Here is a 19,705-nt window from a genome sequence, read left to right as displayed (position 1 = left end):
CTGGCGGTGTCCACTGTCCACATCGTTTCAACGGGAGGTGACGGACTTGCCACAGTTCCTCGCGGCGGGCGGCTGGGGTCTGCTGGCCGGTTCCGCGCTGCTCGTCGGCGCGCTGTTCGGGTTCCTGGCGAAGGTGCCGGGCAAGGTCGTGGCCGCGGTCATGGCCTTCGGCAGCGGCGTGCTGCTGTCCGCGGTGTCCTTCGACCTCATCTCCGAGGCCGAGGAACAGGGAGGGCTGCTCGCCACCGCCGTCGGCGCGGTGGCGGGTGCGGTCGTCTACACCCTCGCCAACGTCGCCCTCGCCCGGCGCGGCGCCCGGCACCGCAAGCGCTCCGGCGACCAGCAGCCCTCGGAGTCCGAGCAGTCCGGGTCGGGCACCGCGCTGGCCCTGGGTGCCCTGCTCGACGGCGTCCCGGAGTCCATCGTGATCGGCACCAGCCTGCTCGGCGGCGGCTCGGTCAGCGCCGTCACGGTGGCCGCGGTGTTCATCAGCAACGTCCCCGAGGGCCTGTCCAGCGCGTCCGGGATGCGCAAGGCGGGCCGCTCGGCGCGCTACGTGTTCGGCCTGTGGGGTGGGATCGCGGTCATCAGCGCCATCGCGGCGATGGTGGGCAACGCCCTGCTCGGCGGCGCCCCGCCCGCCGTGCTCGCGGCGATCACGGCGGTGGCGGGCGGGGCGATCCTGGCCATGGTCACCGACACGATGATCCCGGAGGCGTTCGAGCAGGCCCACCTGTGGATCGGGCTGATCACGGTGAGCGGCTTCCTGATCGCGTTCAGCCTCTCCCACCTCGGCTGACATCCCGCACCCGGCACTCCCACCGGCTTGCCGTCGACCCCGCGCACGCGGGAGCGGTCCTCGGTGTCGGCCTCCTCGCCGTCCTCCGCCGCGGCGGGGTCCGGGGTGTCCAGCTTCGTCCGGGAAAGTCCAGGACAGGCCGTCCCCGCCCCCGCGGCTTGCTTCCATCGGGGCCGTCGAGCACGGGGGGAGGTGACCTGATGATCATCATCGAGATCCGCGAACTGCCGGTGGCCGAGGCCAGTGGCCCCACCTGGGAGCGCCCGCTCCCGCGATGATCGCTCGCGGGTGGGGGCACCCGCCCCCACCCGCGCGCTCCACCCCCCCGGCGGCTCCAGGAGAGGACCACGCGGATGCGGTTGCCCAGGGTCAAGGGCGTCCACCGCCCATACCGGACGAACGGCGCGATCCGGATCGGCGGCGCGGCCTTCGGGGTGGCCGCCGAGATCGCCGACCCGGACGGCGTGGTCTGGTCGCTGCTCACCGCGATGGACGGCACCAGGACACCCGCCCAGGTCGCGGCCGCGGTGCGCGCCGACCGCCCGCACCTGCCCGAACCCGCCCTGGTCGGTGCGATCGACCAACTGGTGGCAACCGGTTTCCTGGAAGACGCCGCGACCGCCGAGGACCCGGCGGTGGGAGAGCGGTACTCGCGGTCCACCGCCTACTACAGCTACGTGGACCGCACCCCCCGCGCCTCGATGACCGAGGTGCCCCACCTCATCGCCGCCGCCCACGTCGCCGTCCTGGGGGTCGGCGGCGTCGGCTCGACCGCCGCCCACGCCCTCGCCGCCTCCGGGGTCGGCGGTCTGACCCTGATCGACCCGGACGTGGTCGAACTGTCCAACCTGAACAGGCAACTGCTGTTCACCACCAAGGACATCGGCCGCCCCAAGGTCGACGCGGCAGCGGAGCGGTTGACCGAATTGCGCCCTGACCTCGCCGTGGACGTCCGCCACTCGGCGCTGACCTCGGCCGCCGAGATCGCGGACCTGTTCGCCGATTCCCAGGTCGTCCTGCTCTGCGCCGACACCCCGGCCGAGATAGAACAGTGGTGCAACACGGCCGCGCTGACGACGACCACCCCGTGGGTCAGCGGCGCTTACGACGGCCCGCACGTGTGCGTCACCCGCTACGACCCACCGCACGGCCCCTGCTGGCGCTGCCTGCGCCTTCAGCACTACGACCGCGACCCGCTGCCGGGCGAAACCACCCCGCACATGGCCACCGCCGCGACGACCGGCCTGGCGGGCAACCTGACCGCGCACGTGGCACTGGCCCAGATCACCGGCGTCGCACCGCCTCCGGCGGGGGTCCCGGTCGTCTGGAACGCCGTGGCCCTGGGGCACGCCTTCGCTGTTCCGGTCCACCCCGATCCAAGCTGCCCGGACTGCGCCCACCGCTCCTAGGTGTGCCTCCGCCTGGGACACTCGTGAGGTGGTGCTCGGTCGGCTTCGGGGTGGTCGAGCGGCTGTGAGGCGGGCCTAGGCCGAGGCCGCCCGCGCGTAGGCCCCGGCGGCGATGTCCTCCAGGAGGGTCGGGCCGGTCGGGGTCCAGTCCAGGAGTTGTCGGGTGCGGGTGTTGGACGCGGTGATGTCCATGCCGAAGAAGTGGCCGAGCCAGCCGAAGTGGGCTTCGGCGTCCTCGGGGGCGATCGAGACCGTCGGCAGGCCCAAGTGCGCGGCGATGGCGGCGGCGATGTCTCGGGAGGGGATGCCCTCCTCGGCGACCGCGTGCAGCCGGGAGCCCGCCGGGGCCTTCTCCAGGGCCAGCCGGACCATCCGGGCGGCGTCCGAGCGGTGCACGGCCGCCCAGCGGGTGGAGCCGTCGCCGATGTGGCCCGAGGCCCCGTGCCGCTTGGCCAGGCGGGTCAGTTCGGCGGTGAAGCCGTGGTCGTCCACGCCGTGGACGGTGGGGGAGAAGCGGAGCGCGACCGAGCGGACGCCGCGGTCGGCGTGGTCCAGGGCCAGGTTCTCGCTGCCGCCGCGCATGGAGTCGGCGCCGTGGAAGGGGGAGGGGTCGTCCTCGGTCACGGGGCGGCCGGTGACCCCCGACGCCAGACCGGAGGCCAGCAGGAACGGGCGACCGCTGTCCTCCAGCGCGTCGAGCATCCGCTGGACGGCGGTGTGCTCGGTGCGGCCCGCGCCCGCGTAGTCGGAGAAGTCGTGGTTGAAGGCGAGGTGGATGACGCCGTCGGCCGCGGCGGCCGCTGTGGCCAGGCCGTCGGGGTCGTCGAGGGTGCCGCGGTGGGCGGTGGCGCCCTTGGCCGCCAAGGCGGCGGCCGACTCCGCGGAGCGGGCCAGGCCGACGACCTCGTGGCCGTGGGCGAGCAGCTCGTCGGTGACGGCCGAGCCGATCCAGCCGGAAGCGCCGGTGACGAAGACGCGCATGGGGGGTCCTCCCGAGGATGACAGTGACTGACATCGACACTAGCACCGCTTGTCAGTCGCTGTCATCACTACACTCGGCGGCATGGGTCGCTGGGAGCCGGACGCGCGCGGGCGGATGATCCGCGCCGCGGTGGAGCTGTTCGGCGAGCGCGGCTTCGAGCAGACCACCGCGGGTCACATCGCCGAGCGGGCCGGGGTGACCGAGCGGACCTTCTTCCGCCACTTCACCGACAAGCGCGAAGTGCTCTTCGACAGCACGGGCGCCATGGACCGGGTGACCCGCGAGGCGATCGAGGCCGCCCCGGCCGACCTCCCCCCGCTCAGCGCGGCGCTGGTCGGCGTGGTCGCCGGGGGTGACCTGCTGGCGGACCGGCACGAGCACGCCGCCCGCCGCTCCCGGATCATCGAGGTCAACCCGGGCCTGCGGGAGCGCGAACTGCTCAAGCTGGCCGGGATGGTCACCGCGACGGCGGACGCGCTGCGGGCCCGGGGGGTCGCCGAGCCCGCGGCCAGTCTTGCCGCGCACAGTGCTGTGGCGGTATTCCAGGTCGCGTTCGCCCACTGGGTCTCGGCGGAGGACCCGCCCGCTCTCGCCGACTGCATCGAGGCCGCGGCGGCGGTGCTGCGCGCCCTGGAGTGACCTGCTCCTGATCCGGATCGTCGGGTCCTGGGCGGGAGCTGTGTTCTGCCACCGGTCTCGTGGTGGTCGAGAAGTTTGGTTGACCAGGGGATCAGCCAGGTGGAAACCTTTCTCCACGCGGACATGGGGTGTTACTTTCGGTGCACAGAGCCGCAGGGACAACGGCTTTCCGGCGATCCGGAGGAGTGCCCGTGCGCCCCGTTCACCCCTTCCTGCACACCATCGCAGCCGCCCTGGTCCTGACCGCCGCTGTGCTGCTGAGCCCCGTCGCCGCCGCCGAACCGGACCCGGCGTGGTCCACGCGGGGGCAGATCGGGTTGCGCGCCGCCGATCCAAGCGTGATCCGCGTCGGCGGTACCTACATCTCGGTGCAGTCGGCGGCGGGCACCATCCAGGTCCGCCAGGCCCCCTCGCCCGACGCGCTCGCCGGGGCTCCCGCGCGCCAGGTCTGGGCCGACACCGGGAACCTGGGTTCGGTGTGGGCGCCGGAGATCGTGCACGACGGTGGCCGCTACTACATCTACTTCTCCGCGGGCAACGACGCCGCGCACCGCATGTACGCCATCAGTTCAGCTTCCCCGGACAGCGGCTACTCGACGCACCGGCGGCTCGCCCTGCCGGGGGACCGGTGGGCCATCGACGGCACGATGTTCGTCTTCGCGGGGCAGCGCTACTTCGTCTGGTCCGGGTGGGAGGGCACCACCAACGTCGAGCAGAACCTCTACCTGGCCCGCATGTCCGACCCGTTCACCCCGGTCGGTGACCGCCACGTCATCTCCCAGCCGCGTGAGCCGTGGGAGCGCGTGGTGGGCAACCCGTTCATCAACGAGTCCCCCGAGGCCATCAAGGACCCCAACGGCCAACTGCACATCGTCTACTCCGCCAACGGGAGTTGGAGCGACCAGTACTGCCTCGCGGACCTGCGCCTGCGCGCGGGCGGTGACCCCACCTACGTCTGGGACTGGTACAAGTCCAATGGGTGCCTCTTCGGTTCCAACCGGGCCACCATGATGTCCGGCTGGGACCCCACGCTCTCGGTCAACGGCCCCGGGCACCACACCTTCGTCCTCCTCGACGGTGACATCGCCACCAGCCCGCCTGCCGGACCCCGGTTCCCGCTGGTGTTCCACGCCGTCCCCAAGGGCACCCCGTACACCTGGGACAACCGCCAGTGGTACAGCGGCAGCTTCTGCTGGTGGGGTGGCACCACCTACCGGCGGGCGAACGTGCCCGGGCCCACCGCCGACACCGGCTGGGGCTTGAAGTTCTTCGAGTAGGCGCCGGAGGCGCCACCGGAGGTCCGGCGGCGCCCCCGGGCGGGGTCAGCCGCGCCGCAGGACGCGGCGGGCGAGGCGGTTGCCGGTGAACTGGGCGACCTGCACCAGCACCACGATGATCGCCACCGCCACGCCGGTCACCGCCCAGTCGAACCGCTGGTAGCCGTACACGATGGCGAAGTCGCCCAGGCCACCGCCGCCGATGGCGCCCGCCACCGCGGACATGTCGACCACGGCGACGAAGACGAACGTGTAGCCCAGGATGAGCGGGCCCAGCGCCTCCGGCACCAGCAGCGTGGTGACGATCCGCCACGGGGAGGCGCCCATCGCCCTGGCCGCCTCGATGACGCCGGGGTCGATGGTGACCAGGTTCTGCTCGACGATGCGGGAGATGCCGAAGGTGGCCGCGGCGATCAGCGCGAACGTGGCCGCCCCGGTGCCGAGCTGGGTGCCGACCACCGCGATGGTGACCGGGCCGATCGCGGTGATGAAGATGATGAACGGGATCGGCCGCACGATGTTGACCACCACGTTGAGCACCGTGTGCACCACCCGGTTCGGCACGATCCCGCCCGCCCGGGTGATGTAGAGCGCGATGCCCAGCAGCAACCCGAGGAAACCGCCGACCACCAGCGTGGCCGCGACCATCCACAGCGTCTGCCCCACCGAGTCCAGCAGGACCGGCCAGAGGGTGTTCCAATCCGTCGCCATCAGCCCAGCTCCTCGACCTCGGTGACCGCGCGCAACCCGGCGACCACCGCCACGACCCCGGCGTCCGCCCCCACCAGCTCCAGCGTCAGGCTGCCGAACGACGCCGCGCCCAGCTCCTTGACGCCGCCGTGCACCACCTCGAACCGCACCCCGTGCCGCCCGGCGTCCGACAGCACGGCGCCGACCCGGCTGCCGTCGCGGACCTGGGCGGTGACCAGCGTGCCGGGGTGGCGCTCCCGGAGTTGGGCCAGGCCGTCGGCGTCCGGGCGGGCGCGCAGCACGGTCTCCACGAACCGCTTGGTGGTGCGCTCCCTCGGGGCGGTGAAGACCTCGTGCAGGGTGCCGTGCTCGACCACCCGGCCGGACTCCAGGACCGCGACCCGGTCGGCGATCTCGCGGACCACCTCCATCTCGTGGGTGATCACCACGATGGTCACCCCGAACTCGGTGTTCACCCGCTTGAGCAGGCGCAGCACCTCCGCGGTGGTCTCCGGGTCGAGCGCGGAGGTCGCCTCGTCGGCGAGCAGGACGCGCGGGTTGGTGGCCAGCGCCCTGGCGATACCGACCCGCTGCTTCTGCCCGCCGGAGAGCTGGTCGGGGTACTGCCACGCCTTGTCGGCGAGGCCGACGAAGTGCAGCAGCTCGGTGACCCGCCGCTCCCGGTCCGCCTTGGCCCAGCCCGCCACCCGCAGCGGGTAGGCGATATTGCCGAAGACCGTGCGCGAGCGCAGCAGGTTGAACTGCTGGAACACCATGCCGATGCCCAGCCGCACCTCCCGCAGCCCGCGTTCGGACAGCGTGGTGAGGTCCACGCCGTCGACCAGCACCGACCCGGACGTCACCTTCTCCAGGGCGTTGACCAGCCGCACCAGCGTGCTCTTGCCCGCCCCGGAGTGCCCGATGACCGCGAACACCTCGCCCGCCTCGACGGTCAGGTCGATCCCGTCGAGGACCGGGGGGCCGCCGAAGGACTTGGTGACGCCGCGGAATTCGATCAGCGGGCTCACTTCTTCGCGCGGATGGTCTCGGACAGCCGGGCCAGGATCGCCCGCAGGTCCGCCACCGGCCGGTCCACCAGCACCGACGTGCCCTTGGACTCCGCCTGCACCTGCTCGGCGACGCGCTTGTCCTTGTAGATCCGGGCGACCTCGGCGTAGGTCGGGTCGTCCTTGTCGGCGTCGCGGGCCACGATCGCGTTGATGTAGGGCTCGGCGGTCGGGTCCTTCGGGTCGTCGCCGAACAGCGCCTTGGACGGGTCGAGGCCGCCGTTGAGGGCGAAGTTGTTGTTCACGACCGCGCCGTCCACGCTGGTCAGGGCGTTGACCGTCTGCGCCGCGTCGACCGGGGTCACGGTCACCCTGGAGGCGGCGGTGTCGATCTCCGCGGGGGTCGACAGCACCGTGCCGCCGCCCTTGAGCACGACCAGCCCGGCCTTCTGGAGCACCAGCAGCGCCCGCGCCTGGTTGGTCGGGTCGTTCGGGATGGCCACCGAGCCGCCCTGCGGGATGTCGGTCACCGCGGCGTGCTTCTTCGAGTACAGCGACAGCGGCACCACGTAGGTCGACGCGATCGGCGTCAGGTCCGCGTCGTTGGCGACGTCGTAGTTCGCCAGGAACAGCAGGTGCTGGAACAGGTTCAGGTCGATCTGCCCCTGCGCCAGCGCCGGGTTCGCCTGGGTGTAGTCGCTGAAGTTGACCACCTCCAGGGTGATCCCGCGCTCGGCGGCCAACTGCTTGAACGTCGCCCAGTACGGCGACCCCGCCTCGGTCGTGCCGATCCGCACCGTCCGGCCCGCCGCCGGTTCGTCCCCGCCCCGGGTGAGGTACACCACCAGACCCACGACGACGACCACGACCAGCACCGCGGCACCGATGAGCACACCCCGGTTCCGCTGGGGCCGCGGTGGCAGCACCAACCCGGAACCCGTTTCCTCAGCCATGACACCCTCTCGTCCTCCGGCGGTGGTCCACCGCCGGAGGACACCCTGCGGCAGCCGCCGCGCGGCGACCAAACCGTTCCGCAGAGCGAGCCGATTGGCGTTCCCGGTGCCACCCGTGATAGGCGGCGCTGCCGGAGTGGCCACTGTGGAGCCCCGGGTGGTCGGTCGGGCGCAGCGGATCGGCGAGGCCGGAACGCATGGGGACAAAACGGACAGTTCGTGCGTTGAGGGGGGTGACAGCGACCCCGACGAGAGGACCCGATGAGCTTCTTCGACATGATCAAGGACAAGGCCACGCAGATCATCGGTGACGCCACCGGCCAGGCCACCGACCTGGCGGGCGGCGCCACCGACGCGGTCTCGGGCGCCACCGGCCAGGCCCAGGAGTTCGCCGGTGCCGCGACCGACCAGGCGACCGGGTTCGCGGGCACCGCGACGGACCAGGCGACCGATTTCGCGGGCACCGCGACGGATCAGGCGTCCGAGTTCGCCGGGACCGCGACTGACCAGGCCACCGAGTTCGCGGGGAGCGCGACCGAGCAGGCGTCCGGGTTCGCGGGCGCGGCCACCGAGCAGGCCGAGGGCGCGGTGCAGTCCGGGCAGGGCTTCCTCGGCCAGGCGCAGGAGGCGGTGTCGGACCCCGGCGCGGCCGCCCAGGGCCTGCTCGGCCGGTTCTTCAACTGATCCGCCCGATCACGGTCGGGGCGGGGTCACCCGGTCACCTTGGCCAGGAACGCGGCCAGGTTCGCCACGGTCCGCTCGACCTTCGCCTCGACCGCGATCGACTCGTTCAGCCGCGCCCCCGGACCCGCGTCCTTCAACCCCCGCAGGTACAGCGAGCAGGCGAGGTCGCTGCACACGTACGTGCCCACCGAGTTGCCCTGCTTCCCGGCCGCACCAGCCTTCGGCGCGACCATCAGCGAGACGCCGCTGACCGGGGAGGTCAGGCACATCGAGCACATGGTGCGGCGGGTTTGGCCGGTGGAGCTGGGGCAGCGCAGCGCGAGGGCCTGGGTGCGGCCGTCCAGTTCGGCGACGAGGTAGGCGCGGACAGGGGACCGAGGGTCGCGCCAGCCCAGGTAGTCCAGGTCGTCCCAGGGCTGTTCGCGCAGGTCGTGGGGCACGGGCAGGCGCTTCGCCTCGCCCTTGGAGCAGTTCACGAAGGCGGCACGGATCTCGGTCTCGGTCAGCGGCTTCACAGGAAGCACGCTAAGTTGCCTATAAGGTTTAGGCAAATCATTAACGGGCGATGGCAAGTAGGCTGGGGGTTATGGCACGGGCGGGACTGACCACGGAACGGGTGACCCTGGCGGGGGCGGAGCTGGCCGACGAGGTCGGCTTCGAGCAGGTCACCGTCTCGGCGCTGGCCCGGCGGTTCGACGTCAAGGTGGCCAGCCTGTACTCGCACGTCAAGGGCTCGCACGACCTCAAGACCAGGATCGCCCTGCTCGCCCTGGCCGAACTCGCCGACCGGGCGTCGGACTCGGTGGCGGGCCGGGCGGGCAAGGACGCCCTGACGGCGCTGGCGAACACCTACCGCGACTACGCCCGCGAACACCCCGGCCGCTACGCCGCGACCCGGCTTCGGCTCGACCCGGAGACGGCCGCCGCCAGCGCGGGCGGCAAGCACTCACAGCTCACGCGGGCCATCCTGCGCGGCTACGACCTGCCCGAGCCGGACCGCACCCACGCGGTCCGGCTCCTGGGTAGCGTCTTCCACGGCTTCGCCAGCCTGGACGCGGCGGGTTCGTTCGACCACAGCGCCCCCGACGCGGCGCAGAGCTGGCCCCGCATCCTCGACGCCCTCGACGCGCTGCTGCGCAACTGGCCCCCGGCGGAATAGTGACTCCCCGTGCCGGGTTGACCCCGGCATGGTCGAAAACACCGCCGAGTTCAGCCCGACGCCCTGGGTCCAGGACCAGACGAAGCAGATCCTCGAGACCGGGACGACGGAGGGCCTGCAGGTCCTCGGGTCGCCGATCGTGCTGCTGACCTTGCGCGGCGCGAAGTCCGGCAGGCTGCGTTACACCCCGGTGATGCGGGTGGAGCACGAGGGCCGCTACGCCGTGGTCGCCTCCAAGGGCGGCGCCGAAGAGCACCCCGTCTGGTACCACAACATCAAGGCGCACCCGGAGTTCACGCTCCAGGACGGCACGGTGACCAAGGAGTACGCCGCCCGCGAGGTCGACGGCGAGGAGCGCGCGCAGTGGTGGGAGCGCGCGGTCGCGGCGTTCCCGTCCTACGCCGAGTACCAGACGAAGACCGACCGCCAGATCCCCGTGTTCGTCCTCGACCCCAAGTCCTGACGCCCCGACGACGAAGACCGGGGCCTCCGTGTGGAGACCCCGGTCTTCTCGCGTGCTGTGGTTACTTCGCGTAGACCTCGAACTCGTACAGCGAGTACCCGTACCGGGTGCCCCGGGACACGCCCTGCATCCGCACGTACCGGGCGTCGGTGGCGGCGAACGCGGCGACGTCGGTCCCGCCGTCACCCGCCGTCGTCGACCACGCGTCGCGCCAGGACGTGCCGTCGGTCGACACCTGGATGCGGTAGGACTTGCCGTAGGAGGCCTCCCACTTGAGCACCGCCCGCGACACCGACCGGGTCGAGCCCAGGTCGACGGTCAGCCACTGGTTGTCGTTCCAGTCGCTGGCCCACCGGGTGCCGGTGTTGCCGTCGACGGCGTTGCGCGGCGGGGAGTTGAACAGGCCGCGCTCGTAGCTCGACGCGGTGGCCGTGGCGCCCGCGCTGAGGTTGGCGACCTGGTCGCCCCGGTGCGCCGGGAACTCGACGACCTGCTGGAACGTCGGCCGGTTCTGCCAGCCGATGGTGTCCTGGGTGATGCCGCCGAGTGCGCTGTGGATGATCGAGTCCGCGCACCACTGGTCGCCCGCCGCGCAGTTCCCGTCACCGGGGTAGACCTGCGTGGCCGGGGTGGCGGCGGCCTGCTTGAGCGTGTCCAGCAGCACCTGCCTGCACCTGGCCAGGTCGCCGTCGCCGCAGAACCGCTTGCCCAGCGGGGCCTGCACATTGTCGCCGAGCACGGCCCGCAGGTCCTTGTGCACGAAGCCCCACCAGCCGCCCTGGAACGCCGAACCGCGGTGGCTGTTGTTGTACGACGGCGTCTCGTCGACCTTCTGCCTGCGGGTCAGCTCGGTGTACGCCGCCTCGCCCAGGCCGGGCTGGAACTCGCCCTTGACCAGCAGCGGCCACCACGCGTCGAGCACCTTGATCGCGTTGGCGTTGGCGTAGGTCTTGCTGCCCTGCGCGGTCGCGGTGCGCTTGCCGCCCGAGGCGACCCACTGCTTCAACTCGGCCACCGCCGCCGCGGTGTCCGCGTCGCCGTCGCCGATGACCCGGAACACCTCCGGCAGCACCTTCTCCGCGCGCAGGTCGACCAGCGCCGCCTCGGCCATGGCCTGCACCAGGTTGACCCGGTCGACCTGGCCGCCGTTGCTGATCAGCTTCTTGACCCGCGCGTCGAGCAGGTCGCCGCGGTGCACCGACTGCCGGTCCAGGCCGGAGGACGCCGTGCCGGGGGCCTGGCCGTTGTTCCAGGAGATCAGGTAGTCCTGGTTCACGACGTTCGGGTGCGCCTCGGCGGGCACGTAGTCGGCGCGGTTGGTCGCCGGGTCCCAGTTCACCCAGTCGAAGCCCGCGTTCGCCCGGACCGGCATCCCGGGGTCGACGTTGGCCTGCCGGACCGGCTGGAGGCCGGAGTTGTAGTAGGCGATGTCCTTGGAGTCGGCGTAGAACCAGTTGAAGTTGTAGGTCACGTGCGAGGCGGCGCGCTGGAAGTCCGCCGCCGAGGTGATCGCGTCCGGGTCGTTGAACTCCTGGAAGCCGATCACCGTGTCCAGTTCGTGCTGGTAGGTCGAGCGCAGCGTGGTGTAGGCGACGGGCTTGCCGCCGACGGTCGCGCGGCTGGCCACCGGGCCGTACTTGGTCCGGTAGGAGCGCAGCGTGTAGGACCCGGCGGGGGTGGTGCTGCCGATGGACGTGGTCCAGGCGTTCTTGCGCTCCACGACCTCCATCGGGGTGCAGACGCCGCGCAGCATGTAGCTGTTGCTGTCCTTGGTCACCGGGCTGCCGTCGGTGCTGCACAGGTCGACGGCGTAGGTGTCGGTGATGTCCTGCCCGGAGCTGGTGGCGCTCCAGGAGTAGTCCTGGCCGCGGCCGAGCAGGACGTAGAAGCTGATGCCGGCGAACGAGGCACCGCGGGCGCTGATGCCGGGGCCCTGCAACTCCTGGAGCATCAGCATCTGCGGCGCGAAGTACCCGGTCTGCGGGCCGAACACGGCCACCGGGTTGCCGCTCTTGGTGTGCGCGCCGGAGACCAGCAGCGCGTTGGACATGCCGTGCTTGTCGGACAGCAGGTTGCCGGGCAGCACGCCGTCGTCGAGGGCGCCGCGCGCGGCCTCCAGGTTGGGCTTGCCGTCGCGGGTGGTGGGGGAGGCCCCGGTCGGCTTGGCCACGTCCTTGCTCGCGGTGGCCGGGGTCGCCGCACCCGCCCGGTCGAACACCAGCGGCTGCGGGGTCACCGAACCCTTGTCCGGCAGCGCTTCGCCCTGCGGGTTCGCCGGTCGCTTGGCGTACGGGAAGTTCTGTCCGTTGTGGATGGTCTGGATGTGCTCCGGGTCGTCCTCGGAGCGCATGGTCTGCCAGACCCGCTCGCCCTCCACGACGCCGTAGCGCTCCTGCAACGCCAGCTTGGCGATCGCCGACTGCACCTCACCACCGCCGCCGCCACCGAACTGCGAACCGATCACCGAGGCGATCACGGCGAGGTCGGTCAGCTTGAACGGCTCGATCTTGCCCCGGTTGGTGATGGCGTCGATGTGCCCGAGCAGCACGTACTCACCGGGGAAGTACCGGCCGTTGTACGCCTCGGTGATGTACTGGTTGACGCCGTCGAGGTAGGAGCGGGCGTCGGCGATCGCGACCTGACCGCGCGGGCTCGCCGCCGCGGCCTCGTCAACCTGCCGCTGCAACTCCTCCTCGGTGTACGGCGCGTCGGCGAAGAACCCCTGCTCCAGCGACTGGTTGGAGGCGGCGCCACCCGCGAACGGGGTCAGTTGCCCGCGCCCGACCCGGCGCAGCACGTCCATCAGGAACAACCGGTCCTGCGCGGCGGCGTACCCGGCGCCGAAGGTGGTCCCGGAGCGGGTGGTGCCGTAGATGTGCGGCACCCCGGTCGCCTTGTCCCGGATGATCGTCACGTCGGCCCGCGGCTTCTTCGTGCTCTCCACCTGGTCCGGCGCCACGCCGAAGGAGGAGTCGTTGAAGAAGGCGTTGATCTTCTCGGTGGTCAGCCCGCCGTACCCCTGCGCGAGCGCGTCGTACTTGCCGATCTGGTCGTCGAAGTGCTTGGGCCGGGTGCCGAACGCCTTGTTCGCCAGGATCTCGGCGACCGTGGCGCTGCCGTTCTGCCCCGGCGGCACGATGTCACCGCACTGCCCGAGGCAGTAGTCACCCTGCGCGAACCCGGCCCCCCGGGGCGGCAGGGGAGCCTGCTCCCCGGCGGCCGACCCCTGCACCGCCACCACCGCGGCGGCGGTCACGGCGACCGCGGCCACCGCACCCGTCAGGTACCGGGAACGTCGTCCCATGCCCAACCCCTCTCACTCCAGTGTGACGAGCGGTGAGGCTACCGCCGGGCCCGGAACTTATGAAGGGCTTCACATTTCGCACCGGCGAGGTTGGTCCATCGGTGCAGTCGGAACGCGGCGAAACTGGCGCAGGGTGACAAAACCCGGTCTCCTTTCGGCCGGTCAGGTGGCTTCTGGCAGGGTGGTCCGACCGGAGCCGCCCGACACGCCCCGGGGAACGGGGGAGCAGCGGTGAATCCCCGCCACCAGCGCCTCAACCCCAACCTGATCGTCGGCCGCAGGGCCCGCGCGGTCCTGGGGGTCGTGGACACCACCGGCGACCTCCTCGCCCTCCAATTCGTGTTCGAAGACGCGACCTCAGCCGTCTTCACCATCTGGACCGACTGGACCCTGGTACTCGACACCCGCCCGGACGACGGGGTCCCGGACTACTTCTGGCCCCCCGAGGACCACGCCCAACGGCCGCTGGGCATCGAGATCCCCCCGGGAGGACTGGAAATCCTGTCGGTCGCCGCCCGCACCAACGACTTCGGCGAATTGGCGGGCGCCGACATCACGGCGGGCGACCACCTCATCTCACTGCGCACGTTCGCGGGCGACCTGGCGCTGGGCATCGAGTAGGGCAGGGACGAGGTCTCACGCCGTCGTGCCCAGGTAGGCATCGGAAACAGCCGTGTCGCTGAGCAATTCCGGCACCGGCCCGGACGCGGTCACCTGCCCGTGGGCCAGCACGTACGCGGTGGCGCACAGAGCACGCACCAGCCGGACGTTCTGCTCCACCAGAACCAGCGCTGTCCCGTCGCGAGCGATGTCGGCGAGGACCGCCCCCACCTCGTCCACCGCCACCGGCGACAACCCACTGGAAGGTTCGTCGAGCAGCAGCAGCCTGGGGGCGGACATCAGTGCGCGGGCGATGGCCACCGTCTGCTGCTGCCCGCCGCTGAGCCTGCCCGCCGGTTCGGCGCGGCGGGTGGCGACCCAGCCGAAGCGGTCGTAGGTGTCGCGCAGGCGGGTGCGGCGGGTGGCGCGGCCGGTGCCGTAGGCGCCCAGTAGGAGGTTGTCCTCGATGGACATGTTGGGGAACAGCCTGCGGTTCTCCGGGCACAGCGCGATGCCCGCCCGGACCAGGGCGCCGGTGTCGAAGCCGGTGACGTCCGCGCCGTCGAAGGTGATGCGGCCCGACTGCCGGGGGGCGCGGGCCAGGATGCCCAGCAGGGTGCTGGTCTTGCCCGCGCCGTTGGCGCCGAGGACACCGGTGACGGTGCCCGCGGCGGCGGTGAGCGACACCCCGCGCACGGCGGTGGTGGGCCCGAAGGTGATGGTGAGGTCGTGCACGTCCAGCACGGTCATGCCTCCCCGAGGTAGGAGGCGATGACCGCCTCGTCGGACCGGATCTGCGCGGGGGTGCCCGAGGCGAGCACCGCGCCCGCCGCCATCACCAGGACGGTGTCGGCCAGCGGCATCAGGAACTGCATGTTGTGGTCGACCACGACCACCGCGACGCCGAGTTCGCCCGCCGCGCGCCGCACCGCGGCGGCCAGGGCGGCGGCCTCGGTGCCGTCCATGCCGACGGCGGGTTCGTCGAGCAGCAGCACCCTCGGACCGGTGGCCAGCGCCAGGGCGATCATCGCCAGCCGCTGGGCCGCGCTGGTCAGGCTCGCGCCCGGCCGGTCCAGTGCGTCGCCCAGGCCGAGCAGGTTCGCGATCTGCTCGTCCGGCCAGCCGGGGCGCCCGCGCCGTTCGCCGTGTGCCAGGCGCAGGGCCTCGCGCAGGGTCCACGTGCCGAACAGGCGGGTGGTCTGGAAGGTGCGCGCGATGCCCGCCGACACCGCCCTGTGCGCGCCCCGGCCGGACGCGGTGCGCCCGTCCAGGGTGACTTTGCCCGAGGTGGGGTCGTGGGTGCCCGCGAGCACCCCGAGCAGCGTGGTCTTGCCCGACCCGTTGGGCCCGATCAGCCCCAGCACCTGCCCGGCGTCCAGGGTGAACGACACCCCGTCGACCGCGGCCACCCCGCCGAACCGCTTCACCACGTCCTCGACGACCAGCAGCGCGCTCACGCCACCGCCCCCTCTCCCCGAACCGACCGATCCGCCCGACCCGTCCGGGCCGCGCGCACCCGCCGCGCCAGTGCCGACACCCCGCCGAGCACGCCCTCCGGGGCGAGCAGGGTGACGAGGATGAACAGCACGCCCAGCACGATCTGGCTCACCCCCGGCCCGAGCGTGAGCAACTGCGTCAACCCGATGACCACCGCCGCGCCCACGGCGGGGCCGAGCAGCCTGCCCGCACCGCCCAGGCCCAGCGCCACGAACATCAGGAAGCTCTGCCCGAAGGTGAACTGCGACGGGGCGACCACACCGTTGTACTGCCCGAACAGCACCCCCGCCCACGCCGCCGCGCCCGCCGAGCACACCATCGCCAGCAGCTTGACCCGGGAGGTCGGCACGCCCACGTGCTGGGCCAGGTCCTCGTCGGCACGGATGGCGCGCAGCCGGTCGCCGAACCGGCTGACCGAGGCCCAGTGGAACAGCGCCAGCCCCACCCCGACCGACGCGGCCAGCAGCACGACCGTCGCCTCCAGGCTGTAGCCGAGCGCCACCGGCCTGCCGTTGGGGCCGCCGGTGAGGTCGGCGGCGTTGGTGAACACCAGGGTGGCCACGGCGGTGAAGAACATGGTGCCGATGGCGAAGTACTGCCCGCGGGTGCGGCTGAACACCAGCGCCACGACCAGCCCGGCGGCCATCACCCCGGCCACCGCCAGCAGCGCGGCCACCGTCATCGGCAGCCCGGTGTCCAGCAGCACCGCCGACAGGTACGCCCCGCCGCCGAAGAACGCCGCGTGCGCCAGGTTCGGGTACCCGCCCAACCCCTGGATCAGGTTCAACCCGATCAGCGCGATCGTCCAGACCACCACCAGCAGCGCGACCTGCCCCTGGTCACCGCTCAACCCGGTCAGCAGCAGGTAGGCGAGCACGCTCAACCCCACCGCGCCGCCCAGCGCCGTCACGTGCGCGCGCATCTCAGGCCACCCTTCTCGCGTTCGTGCTGCGCAACCCGCCGGGGCGCAGCACGAGGATCGACACCAGCAGCAGGAACCCGAAGGCGCTCTGGTAGGCCGGGCTCAGGTAGGCGGAGCCCAGTCCCTCGACCACGCCGAGGACCAGCCCGCCCGCGACCGCCCCCCACACGCTGCCCAGGCCGCCCAGCACGACCACGACGAACGCGCTGAGCAGCACCTCGTCGGCCATGTACGGCGAGACCTGGAACGTCGGCGCGTAGGCGATCGCGGCGACCCCGCCGAGCACCCCGGCGATGAGGAACGCCAGCGCGTACTGCCTGCGCATCGGGATGCCGAGGATGGCCGCGGCCTCCCGGTCCTGGGCCACCGCGCGCATTGCCCGGCCCAGCGACGTGCGCGACAGCAGCAGGTGCAGCGCCAGCAGCGACACCACCGCGAGCACCACCAGCGCCGCCTTCACCCCCGACAGCGACACCCCGCCCAGGCGCAGCAGCACCCGGTCGTACGGGGTGTCCAGGGAGCGGCCCTCGCCACCGTAGAGGCGCAGTGCGACATTTTGCAGGATCAGCATCAGCCCGAGCGCCACGGCGGGCGCGGCGGCGGGTCGGTCGATGATCCACCGGTAGGCCAGCACCTCGGTCAGCACCGACACCAGCGCCCCGCAGGCGATGCCCGCCAGGGCGGCGAGCGCGAACGGCAGCCCCGCCGCGCTCGCCGACCAGGTGGTGTACGCGGAGAGCACGATGACCCCGGCGTGGGCGAAGTTCGGCACCTCCATCACCCCGTAGACCAGGGTGAGGCCGACCGCGACCACCGCGAACAGGCAGCCGAGGAACACCCCGTTGACCAGGACCTGGCTCATCCGCAGGTCTCCTGCGGGAAGGTCGGGTCGACCACGGCGTCGTCCTTGACGTCGAACACCATGGCGCTGCGCAGCGTGTCCTGGCCGGGGCACCACGCGGTGACCTCGGAGGCGGTGCGGGCGTTGCGGTCGGTGAACAGCCTGCCGCCGTCACCGGGGAGCCAGCCGCTCACTGTCCCCTGTGGAACGTCGATCTCCTTGAGCGCCTGCTCGATCTTCGCCGGGTCGGAGACGGTGTCGGCCTTGGTCATCGCGGCGGCCACGATGAACGGGAAGTCGTGCGCCCACATCGTCAGGTCCTGCGGGTACTCGTCGTAGCGCTGCTGGTAGTCCTTGGCGAACGCCTGCGCCGCCGGGTCCTGCGAGGTGGTGGGCAGGGTGCCCGCGCAGTCGTAGTTGTCCTTCATGATGGAGTCGTACTGCGCGCCCAGGATCGCCTTGGCCTGGTTGGGGTTCACGCCTGCGCTGTGGATGACCGGCCCGGTGTAGCCGGACTGCCGCAACTGCTTGAGCACGGGCAGGATCACGGCGGTGACACTGGAGAGGTAGACCGCGTCGGGCTTGGCGGCCACGGCGGCGCTGATCGCGTTGCTGTAGTCGGTGGAGCTGAGCGGGAACTCGCTGTTCGCCGCGATCCGCACGCCCTCGGCCTGCGCGGACTTCGTCACGAGCTGGGTCAGGCCCTCGCCGTAGGGCTCGCCCTTGGCGGTGATGACCGAGATGCTGGTGGTGCCCAGCTTGCGCTTGGCGTAGTACAGGCAGCCCGGCACGTAGGTGGGGGAGGCGCCGCGGGTGAGGAACAGGTGGTCGCTGAGCCCGAGGATGCCGGGGTAGCTGGAGTCGAGCATGTTCACCATCGGCACCGGTTGGCGCTGCAACTGCGGTACGTAGGTGTCCGACCCCAGGCCGTAGGCGATGACGGGGACCTTCTGCGACTGCACCAGCTCGCGCAGCGCGGTCACGCCGGTCGTGGCGGCGTCGGAGCGGTCGTCGGCGTAGCTGATCTCCAGCGTGCGCTTGCGCCCGCCGACGGTGAAGCCGGTGCGGTTGAGTTCCTCGACGCCCATCTGCAACGCGTTCTTCTGCGCCGGGCCGAGGGTGGCGTAGATGCCGGACAGCGACAGGATCGCGCCGACCTTGACCACGTCGCTGTCGGGGGAGCCGCTGGGCGAGCCGCAGGCGGTGGTGGCGGTGAGCACGGCCGCGGCCACCAGCGCCGCTGCTGATCTGGAGCGCATGGGGGAGTCCTTCGTGCCTGGGTGTCCTGAGTGGAGACCGGCGGTGGTGAGGTGCTGAGAACTGTAGGTGCGAAACCCGGCGTTCACAAGAACGAAGTTCGACAATGTCGAATCTCAGGTTCATTGTTCGACAATGCCGGATCGGCTACGGTGGCGGAACTCGCCGCCGTCGGCCAGGTCCCCGGCGGCCCACCCGTCCCCCGGAGGAACCGACAATGTTCACCTTCCCCAGCGCCGACGGCCTGACCGTGCACGTCGAGGAGTGGCAGCCCACCGGCCCGGTGCGCGGTGTCGTGCAGCTCGCGCACGGCATGGGCGAGCACTCCGCGCGCTACGCCCACCTCGCCGAGCTGCTGGCCGGTCTCGGTTACGCGGTGTACGCCAACGACCACCGCGGCCACGGCCGAACCATGGTGGCCGCACCCGGCGACCTCGGCGAAGCGGGCTGGGACGGACTGGTCGCGGACGTGGTCGCGCTGACCCGGCTGCTGCGCGAGCGCCACCCCGGCCTGCCGCTGGTGCTGCTGGGCCACAGCATGGGCTCCTTCGCCGCCCAGCAGTACCTGCTCGACCACGCCGACCTGCTCGACGCGGTCGCCCTGTCCGGCACCACCGCCCTCGACCTGCTGGCCACCACGATCGCCGAGGGCGGCCTGACGGTCTACAACGCCGAGTTCGAGCCCGCCCGCACCGAGTTCGACTGGCTCAGCCGCGACGAGTCCCAAGTGGACACCTACCTCGCCGACCCGCTGTGCGGCTTCTCCCTCGACGAGCGCGGCCTCGCGGGCATGTACGCGGGCGCCGAACGCGCGATCACGCCCACCGGCATCCGCCCCGACCTCCCGCTGTACGTCATGGTCGGCGACCGCGACCCCCTCAACCGGAAGCTGGCCCTGTCCGACGCCCTGGTCCAGCGCTACCGCGACGCCGGCCTGGTCGACATCACCTACCGCACCTACCCCGGCGCCCGCCACGAACTCCTCAACGAGACCAACCGCGACGAGGTCGAGGCCGACCTCGCCTCCTGGCTCACCCGCGTCACCGGCTGACCACCCGGGGTGGCCGTCACCCGACGGCCACCCCGGGGCGATTCGGCCCGGCCGCACCCCCGGCGCAGCAGCCCAATCAGCCACCCCGAAACCGCCGGCCCGGCGAGCGAATACCCGGGTGGGTGGATGCGCTTGCCCAGCCGACCACCCCGAGAACCGCCGGCCCGGCGA

At 71.8% G+C, this 19,705-nt stretch carries 20 protein-coding genes; 9 read left to right on the top strand and 11 right to left on the bottom strand.

Going from position 1 to position 19,705, the window contains the following annotated elements; genetic code table 11:
- Positions 1-46: 46 nt before the first annotated feature.
- Both UO65_RS11245 and UO65_RS11240 read left to right on the top strand, forming a co-directional pair.
- Complete coding sequence (locus tag UO65_RS11245; RefSeq protein ID WP_035281517.1) at positions 47-799, top strand: ZIP family metal transporter; 753 nt, start codon at positions 47-49, stop codon at positions 797-799.
- A gap of 353 nt (positions 800-1,152) precedes the next feature.
- Positions 1,153-2,208 carry a HesA/MoeB/ThiF family protein gene (locus UO65_RS11240; RefSeq protein WP_035281515.1) on the top strand — a complete coding sequence of 352 codons (1,056 nt, stop codon included), beginning with the start codon at positions 1,153-1,155 and terminating at the stop codon, positions 2,206-2,208.
- 75 nt (positions 2,209-2,283) lie between these two features.
- On the opposite strand, the gene UO65_RS11235 is transcribed toward UO65_RS11240, so the two are convergent.
- Entirely contained in the window at positions 2,284-3,189 is a 906-nt protein-coding gene (locus UO65_RS11235) for an SDR family oxidoreductase (protein WP_035281513.1), read from the bottom strand.
- Positions 3,190-3,271: 82 nt separating this feature from the next.
- Here UO65_RS11235 and UO65_RS11230 point away from each other — a divergent pair, with 82 nt between their 5' ends.
- A complete protein-coding gene (locus UO65_RS11230) occupies positions 3,272-3,829 on the top strand; it encodes a TetR family transcriptional regulator (RefSeq protein WP_035281511.1) in 558 nt (185 codons plus the stop codon).
- A 191-nt stretch (positions 3,830-4,020) separates the two neighbouring features.
- Positions 4,021-5,106, top strand: coding sequence for a glycoside hydrolase family 43 protein (locus UO65_RS11225; protein WP_063935925.1), 1,086 nt, complete (start codon positions 4,021-4,023; stop codon positions 5,104-5,106).
- A gap of 45 nt (positions 5,107-5,151) precedes the next feature.
- Here the strand turns inward: UO65_RS11225 and UO65_RS11220 are convergent, their stop codons facing one another.
- The 3 genes from UO65_RS11220 to UO65_RS11210 are packed head-to-tail and all read right to left on the bottom strand — an operon-like array spanning position 5,152 to position 7,756.
- Positions 5,152-5,817: a methionine ABC transporter permease gene (locus tag UO65_RS11220; protein ID WP_035281509.1), complete on the bottom strand. Its 666-nt coding sequence runs from the start codon at positions 5,815-5,817 to the stop codon at positions 5,152-5,154.
- On the bottom strand, positions 5,817-6,824 hold the full coding sequence (locus tag UO65_RS11215) for a methionine ABC transporter ATP-binding protein (protein WP_035281507.1): 1,008 nt from the start codon (positions 6,822-6,824) through the stop codon (positions 5,817-5,819). Before UO65_RS11215 ends, UO65_RS11220 begins: the two co-directional genes overlap by 1 nt.
- Entirely contained in the window at positions 6,821-7,756 is a 936-nt protein-coding gene (locus UO65_RS11210; RefSeq protein WP_035281505.1) for a MetQ/NlpA family ABC transporter substrate-binding protein, read from the bottom strand. Before UO65_RS11210 ends, UO65_RS11215 begins: the two co-directional genes overlap by 4 nt.
- 261 nt (positions 7,757-8,017) lie before the next feature.
- Between UO65_RS11210 and UO65_RS33205 the strand changes: the two genes are divergently transcribed.
- Positions 8,018-8,440 carry a hypothetical protein gene (locus UO65_RS33205; protein ID WP_052021018.1) on the top strand — a complete coding sequence of 141 codons (423 nt, stop codon included), beginning with the start codon at positions 8,018-8,020 and terminating at the stop codon, positions 8,438-8,440.
- A gap of 26 nt (positions 8,441-8,466) precedes the next feature.
- On the opposite strand, the gene UO65_RS11200 is transcribed toward UO65_RS33205, so the two are convergent.
- On the bottom strand, positions 8,467-8,955 hold the full coding sequence (locus UO65_RS11200) for an FBP domain-containing protein (protein ID WP_035281503.1): 489 nt from the start codon (positions 8,953-8,955) through the stop codon (positions 8,467-8,469).
- A gap of 71 nt (positions 8,956-9,026) precedes the next feature.
- Here UO65_RS11200 and UO65_RS11195 point away from each other — a divergent pair, with 71 nt between their 5' ends.
- Together UO65_RS11195 and UO65_RS11190 are read left to right on the top strand one after the other, a co-directional pair.
- Positions 9,027-9,599 (top strand): TetR/AcrR family transcriptional regulator, encoded by a 573-nt coding sequence (locus UO65_RS11195; protein ID WP_035281501.1) that lies wholly within the window; start codon positions 9,027-9,029, stop codon positions 9,597-9,599.
- A 28-nt stretch (positions 9,600-9,627) separates the two neighbouring features.
- Entirely contained in the window at positions 9,628-10,062 is a 435-nt protein-coding gene (locus tag UO65_RS11190; RefSeq protein WP_035281500.1) for a nitroreductase family deazaflavin-dependent oxidoreductase, read from the top strand.
- A gap of 61 nt (positions 10,063-10,123) precedes the next feature.
- On the opposite strand, the gene UO65_RS11185 is transcribed toward UO65_RS11190, so the two are convergent.
- On the bottom strand, positions 10,124-13,366 hold the full coding sequence (locus tag UO65_RS11185) for a penicillin acylase family protein (protein ID WP_052021017.1): 3,243 nt from the start codon (positions 13,364-13,366) through the stop codon (positions 10,124-10,126).
- A 231-nt stretch (positions 13,367-13,597) separates the two neighbouring features.
- On the opposite strand from UO65_RS11185, the gene UO65_RS11180 reads away from it, so the two are divergent.
- Positions 13,598-13,987 carry a hypothetical protein gene (locus tag UO65_RS11180; RefSeq protein WP_035281498.1) on the top strand — a complete coding sequence of 130 codons (390 nt, stop codon included), beginning with the start codon at positions 13,598-13,600 and terminating at the stop codon, positions 13,985-13,987.
- Between the two features lie 15 nt (positions 13,988-14,002).
- Here UO65_RS11180 and UO65_RS11175 read toward each other — a convergent pair whose 3' ends face one another.
- Genes UO65_RS11175 through UO65_RS11155 form a run of 5 tightly spaced genes read right to left on the bottom strand, consistent with a single transcriptional unit; the run spans position 14,003 to position 18,485 of the window.
- Positions 14,003-14,716 carry an ABC transporter ATP-binding protein gene (locus UO65_RS11175; RefSeq protein WP_035281496.1) on the bottom strand — a complete coding sequence of 238 codons (714 nt, stop codon included), beginning with the start codon at positions 14,714-14,716 and terminating at the stop codon, positions 14,003-14,005.
- Positions 14,713-15,423 carry an ABC transporter ATP-binding protein gene (locus UO65_RS11170; protein WP_035281494.1) on the bottom strand — a complete coding sequence of 237 codons (711 nt, stop codon included), beginning with the start codon at positions 15,421-15,423 and terminating at the stop codon, positions 14,713-14,715. The genes UO65_RS11175 and UO65_RS11170 overlap by 4 nt, the downstream gene beginning before the upstream one ends.
- The gene (locus tag UO65_RS11165) at positions 15,420-16,385 is read right to left on the bottom strand and encodes a branched-chain amino acid ABC transporter permease (RefSeq protein WP_035281492.1); all 966 of its coding nucleotides are present in this window, start codon (positions 16,383-16,385) and stop codon (positions 15,420-15,422) included. The genes UO65_RS11170 and UO65_RS11165 overlap by 4 nt, the downstream gene beginning before the upstream one ends.
- 1 nt (position 16,386) lies before the next feature.
- The gene (locus tag UO65_RS11160; protein WP_035281490.1) at positions 16,387-17,247 is read right to left on the bottom strand and encodes a branched-chain amino acid ABC transporter permease; all 861 of its coding nucleotides are present in this window, start codon (positions 17,245-17,247) and stop codon (positions 16,387-16,389) included.
- Entirely contained in the window at positions 17,244-18,485 is a 1,242-nt protein-coding gene (locus UO65_RS11155) for an ABC transporter substrate-binding protein (protein ID WP_035281488.1), read from the bottom strand. The genes UO65_RS11160 and UO65_RS11155 overlap by 4 nt, the downstream gene beginning before the upstream one ends.
- Positions 18,486-18,700: 215 nt before the next feature.
- Here UO65_RS11155 and UO65_RS11150 point away from each other — a divergent pair, with 215 nt between their 5' ends.
- Positions 18,701-19,534, top strand: a complete 834-nt coding sequence (locus UO65_RS11150; RefSeq protein ID WP_035281487.1) for an alpha/beta hydrolase — start codon at positions 18,701-18,703, stop codon at positions 19,532-19,534.
- Positions 19,535-19,705: the final 171 nt, after the last annotated feature.

Origin of the sequence: Actinokineospora spheciospongiae, from assembly GCF_000564855.1 — a bacterium.
GTDB lineage: Bacteria > Actinomycetota > Actinomycetes > Mycobacteriales > Pseudonocardiaceae > Actinokineospora > Actinokineospora spheciospongiae.
Note: the sequence above shows the minus strand (reverse complement) of the source record. Positions and strands in the feature narration are given on the sequence as shown.

Bases quoted from the DNA above. Each gene is read 5' to 3' on its own strand.
- UO65_RS11230 (WP_035281511.1), top strand. From the start codon at position 3,272: ATGGGTCGCTGGGAGCCGGACGCGCGCGGGCGGATGATCCGCGCCGCG.
- UO65_RS11195 (WP_035281501.1), top strand. From the start codon at position 9,027: ATGGCACGGGCGGGACTGACCACGGAACGGGTGACCCTGGCGGGGGCG.
- UO65_RS11190 (WP_035281500.1), top strand. From the start codon at position 9,628: ATGGTCGAAAACACCGCCGAGTTCAGCCCGACGCCCTGGGTCCAGGAC.
- UO65_RS11235 (WP_035281513.1), bottom strand. From the start codon at position 3,189: ATGCGCGTCTTCGTCACCGGCGCTTCCGGCTGGATCGGCTCGGCCGTC.
- UO65_RS11210 (WP_035281505.1), bottom strand. From the start codon at position 7,756: ATGGCTGAGGAAACGGGTTCCGGGTTGGTGCTGCCACCGCGGCCCCAG.
- UO65_RS11165 (WP_035281492.1), bottom strand. From the start codon at position 16,385: ATGCGCGCGCACGTGACGGCGCTGGGCGGCGCGGTGGGGTTGAGCGTG.
- UO65_RS33205 (WP_052021018.1), top strand. From the start codon at position 8,018: ATGAGCTTCTTCGACATGATCAAGGACAAGGCCACGCAGATCATCGGT.
- UO65_RS11175 (WP_035281496.1), bottom strand. From the start codon at position 14,716: ATGACCGTGCTGGACGTGCACGACCTCACCATCACCTTCGGGCCCACC.
- UO65_RS11155 (WP_035281488.1), bottom strand. From the start codon at position 18,485: ATGCGCTCCAGATCAGCAGCGGCGCTGGTGGCCGCGGCCGTGCTCACC.
- UO65_RS11240 (WP_035281515.1), top strand. From the start codon at position 1,153: ATGCGGTTGCCCAGGGTCAAGGGCGTCCACCGCCCATACCGGACGAAC.
- UO65_RS11150 (WP_035281487.1), top strand. From the start codon at position 18,701: ATGTTCACCTTCCCCAGCGCCGACGGCCTGACCGTGCACGTCGAGGAG.
- UO65_RS11160 (WP_035281490.1), bottom strand. From the start codon at position 17,247: ATGAGCCAGGTCCTGGTCAACGGGGTGTTCCTCGGCTGCCTGTTCGCG.
- UO65_RS11220 (WP_035281509.1), bottom strand. From the start codon at position 5,817: ATGGCGACGGATTGGAACACCCTCTGGCCGGTCCTGCTGGACTCGGTG.
- UO65_RS11185 (WP_052021017.1), bottom strand. From the start codon at position 13,366: ATGGGACGACGTTCCCGGTACCTGACGGGTGCGGTGGCCGCGGTCGCC.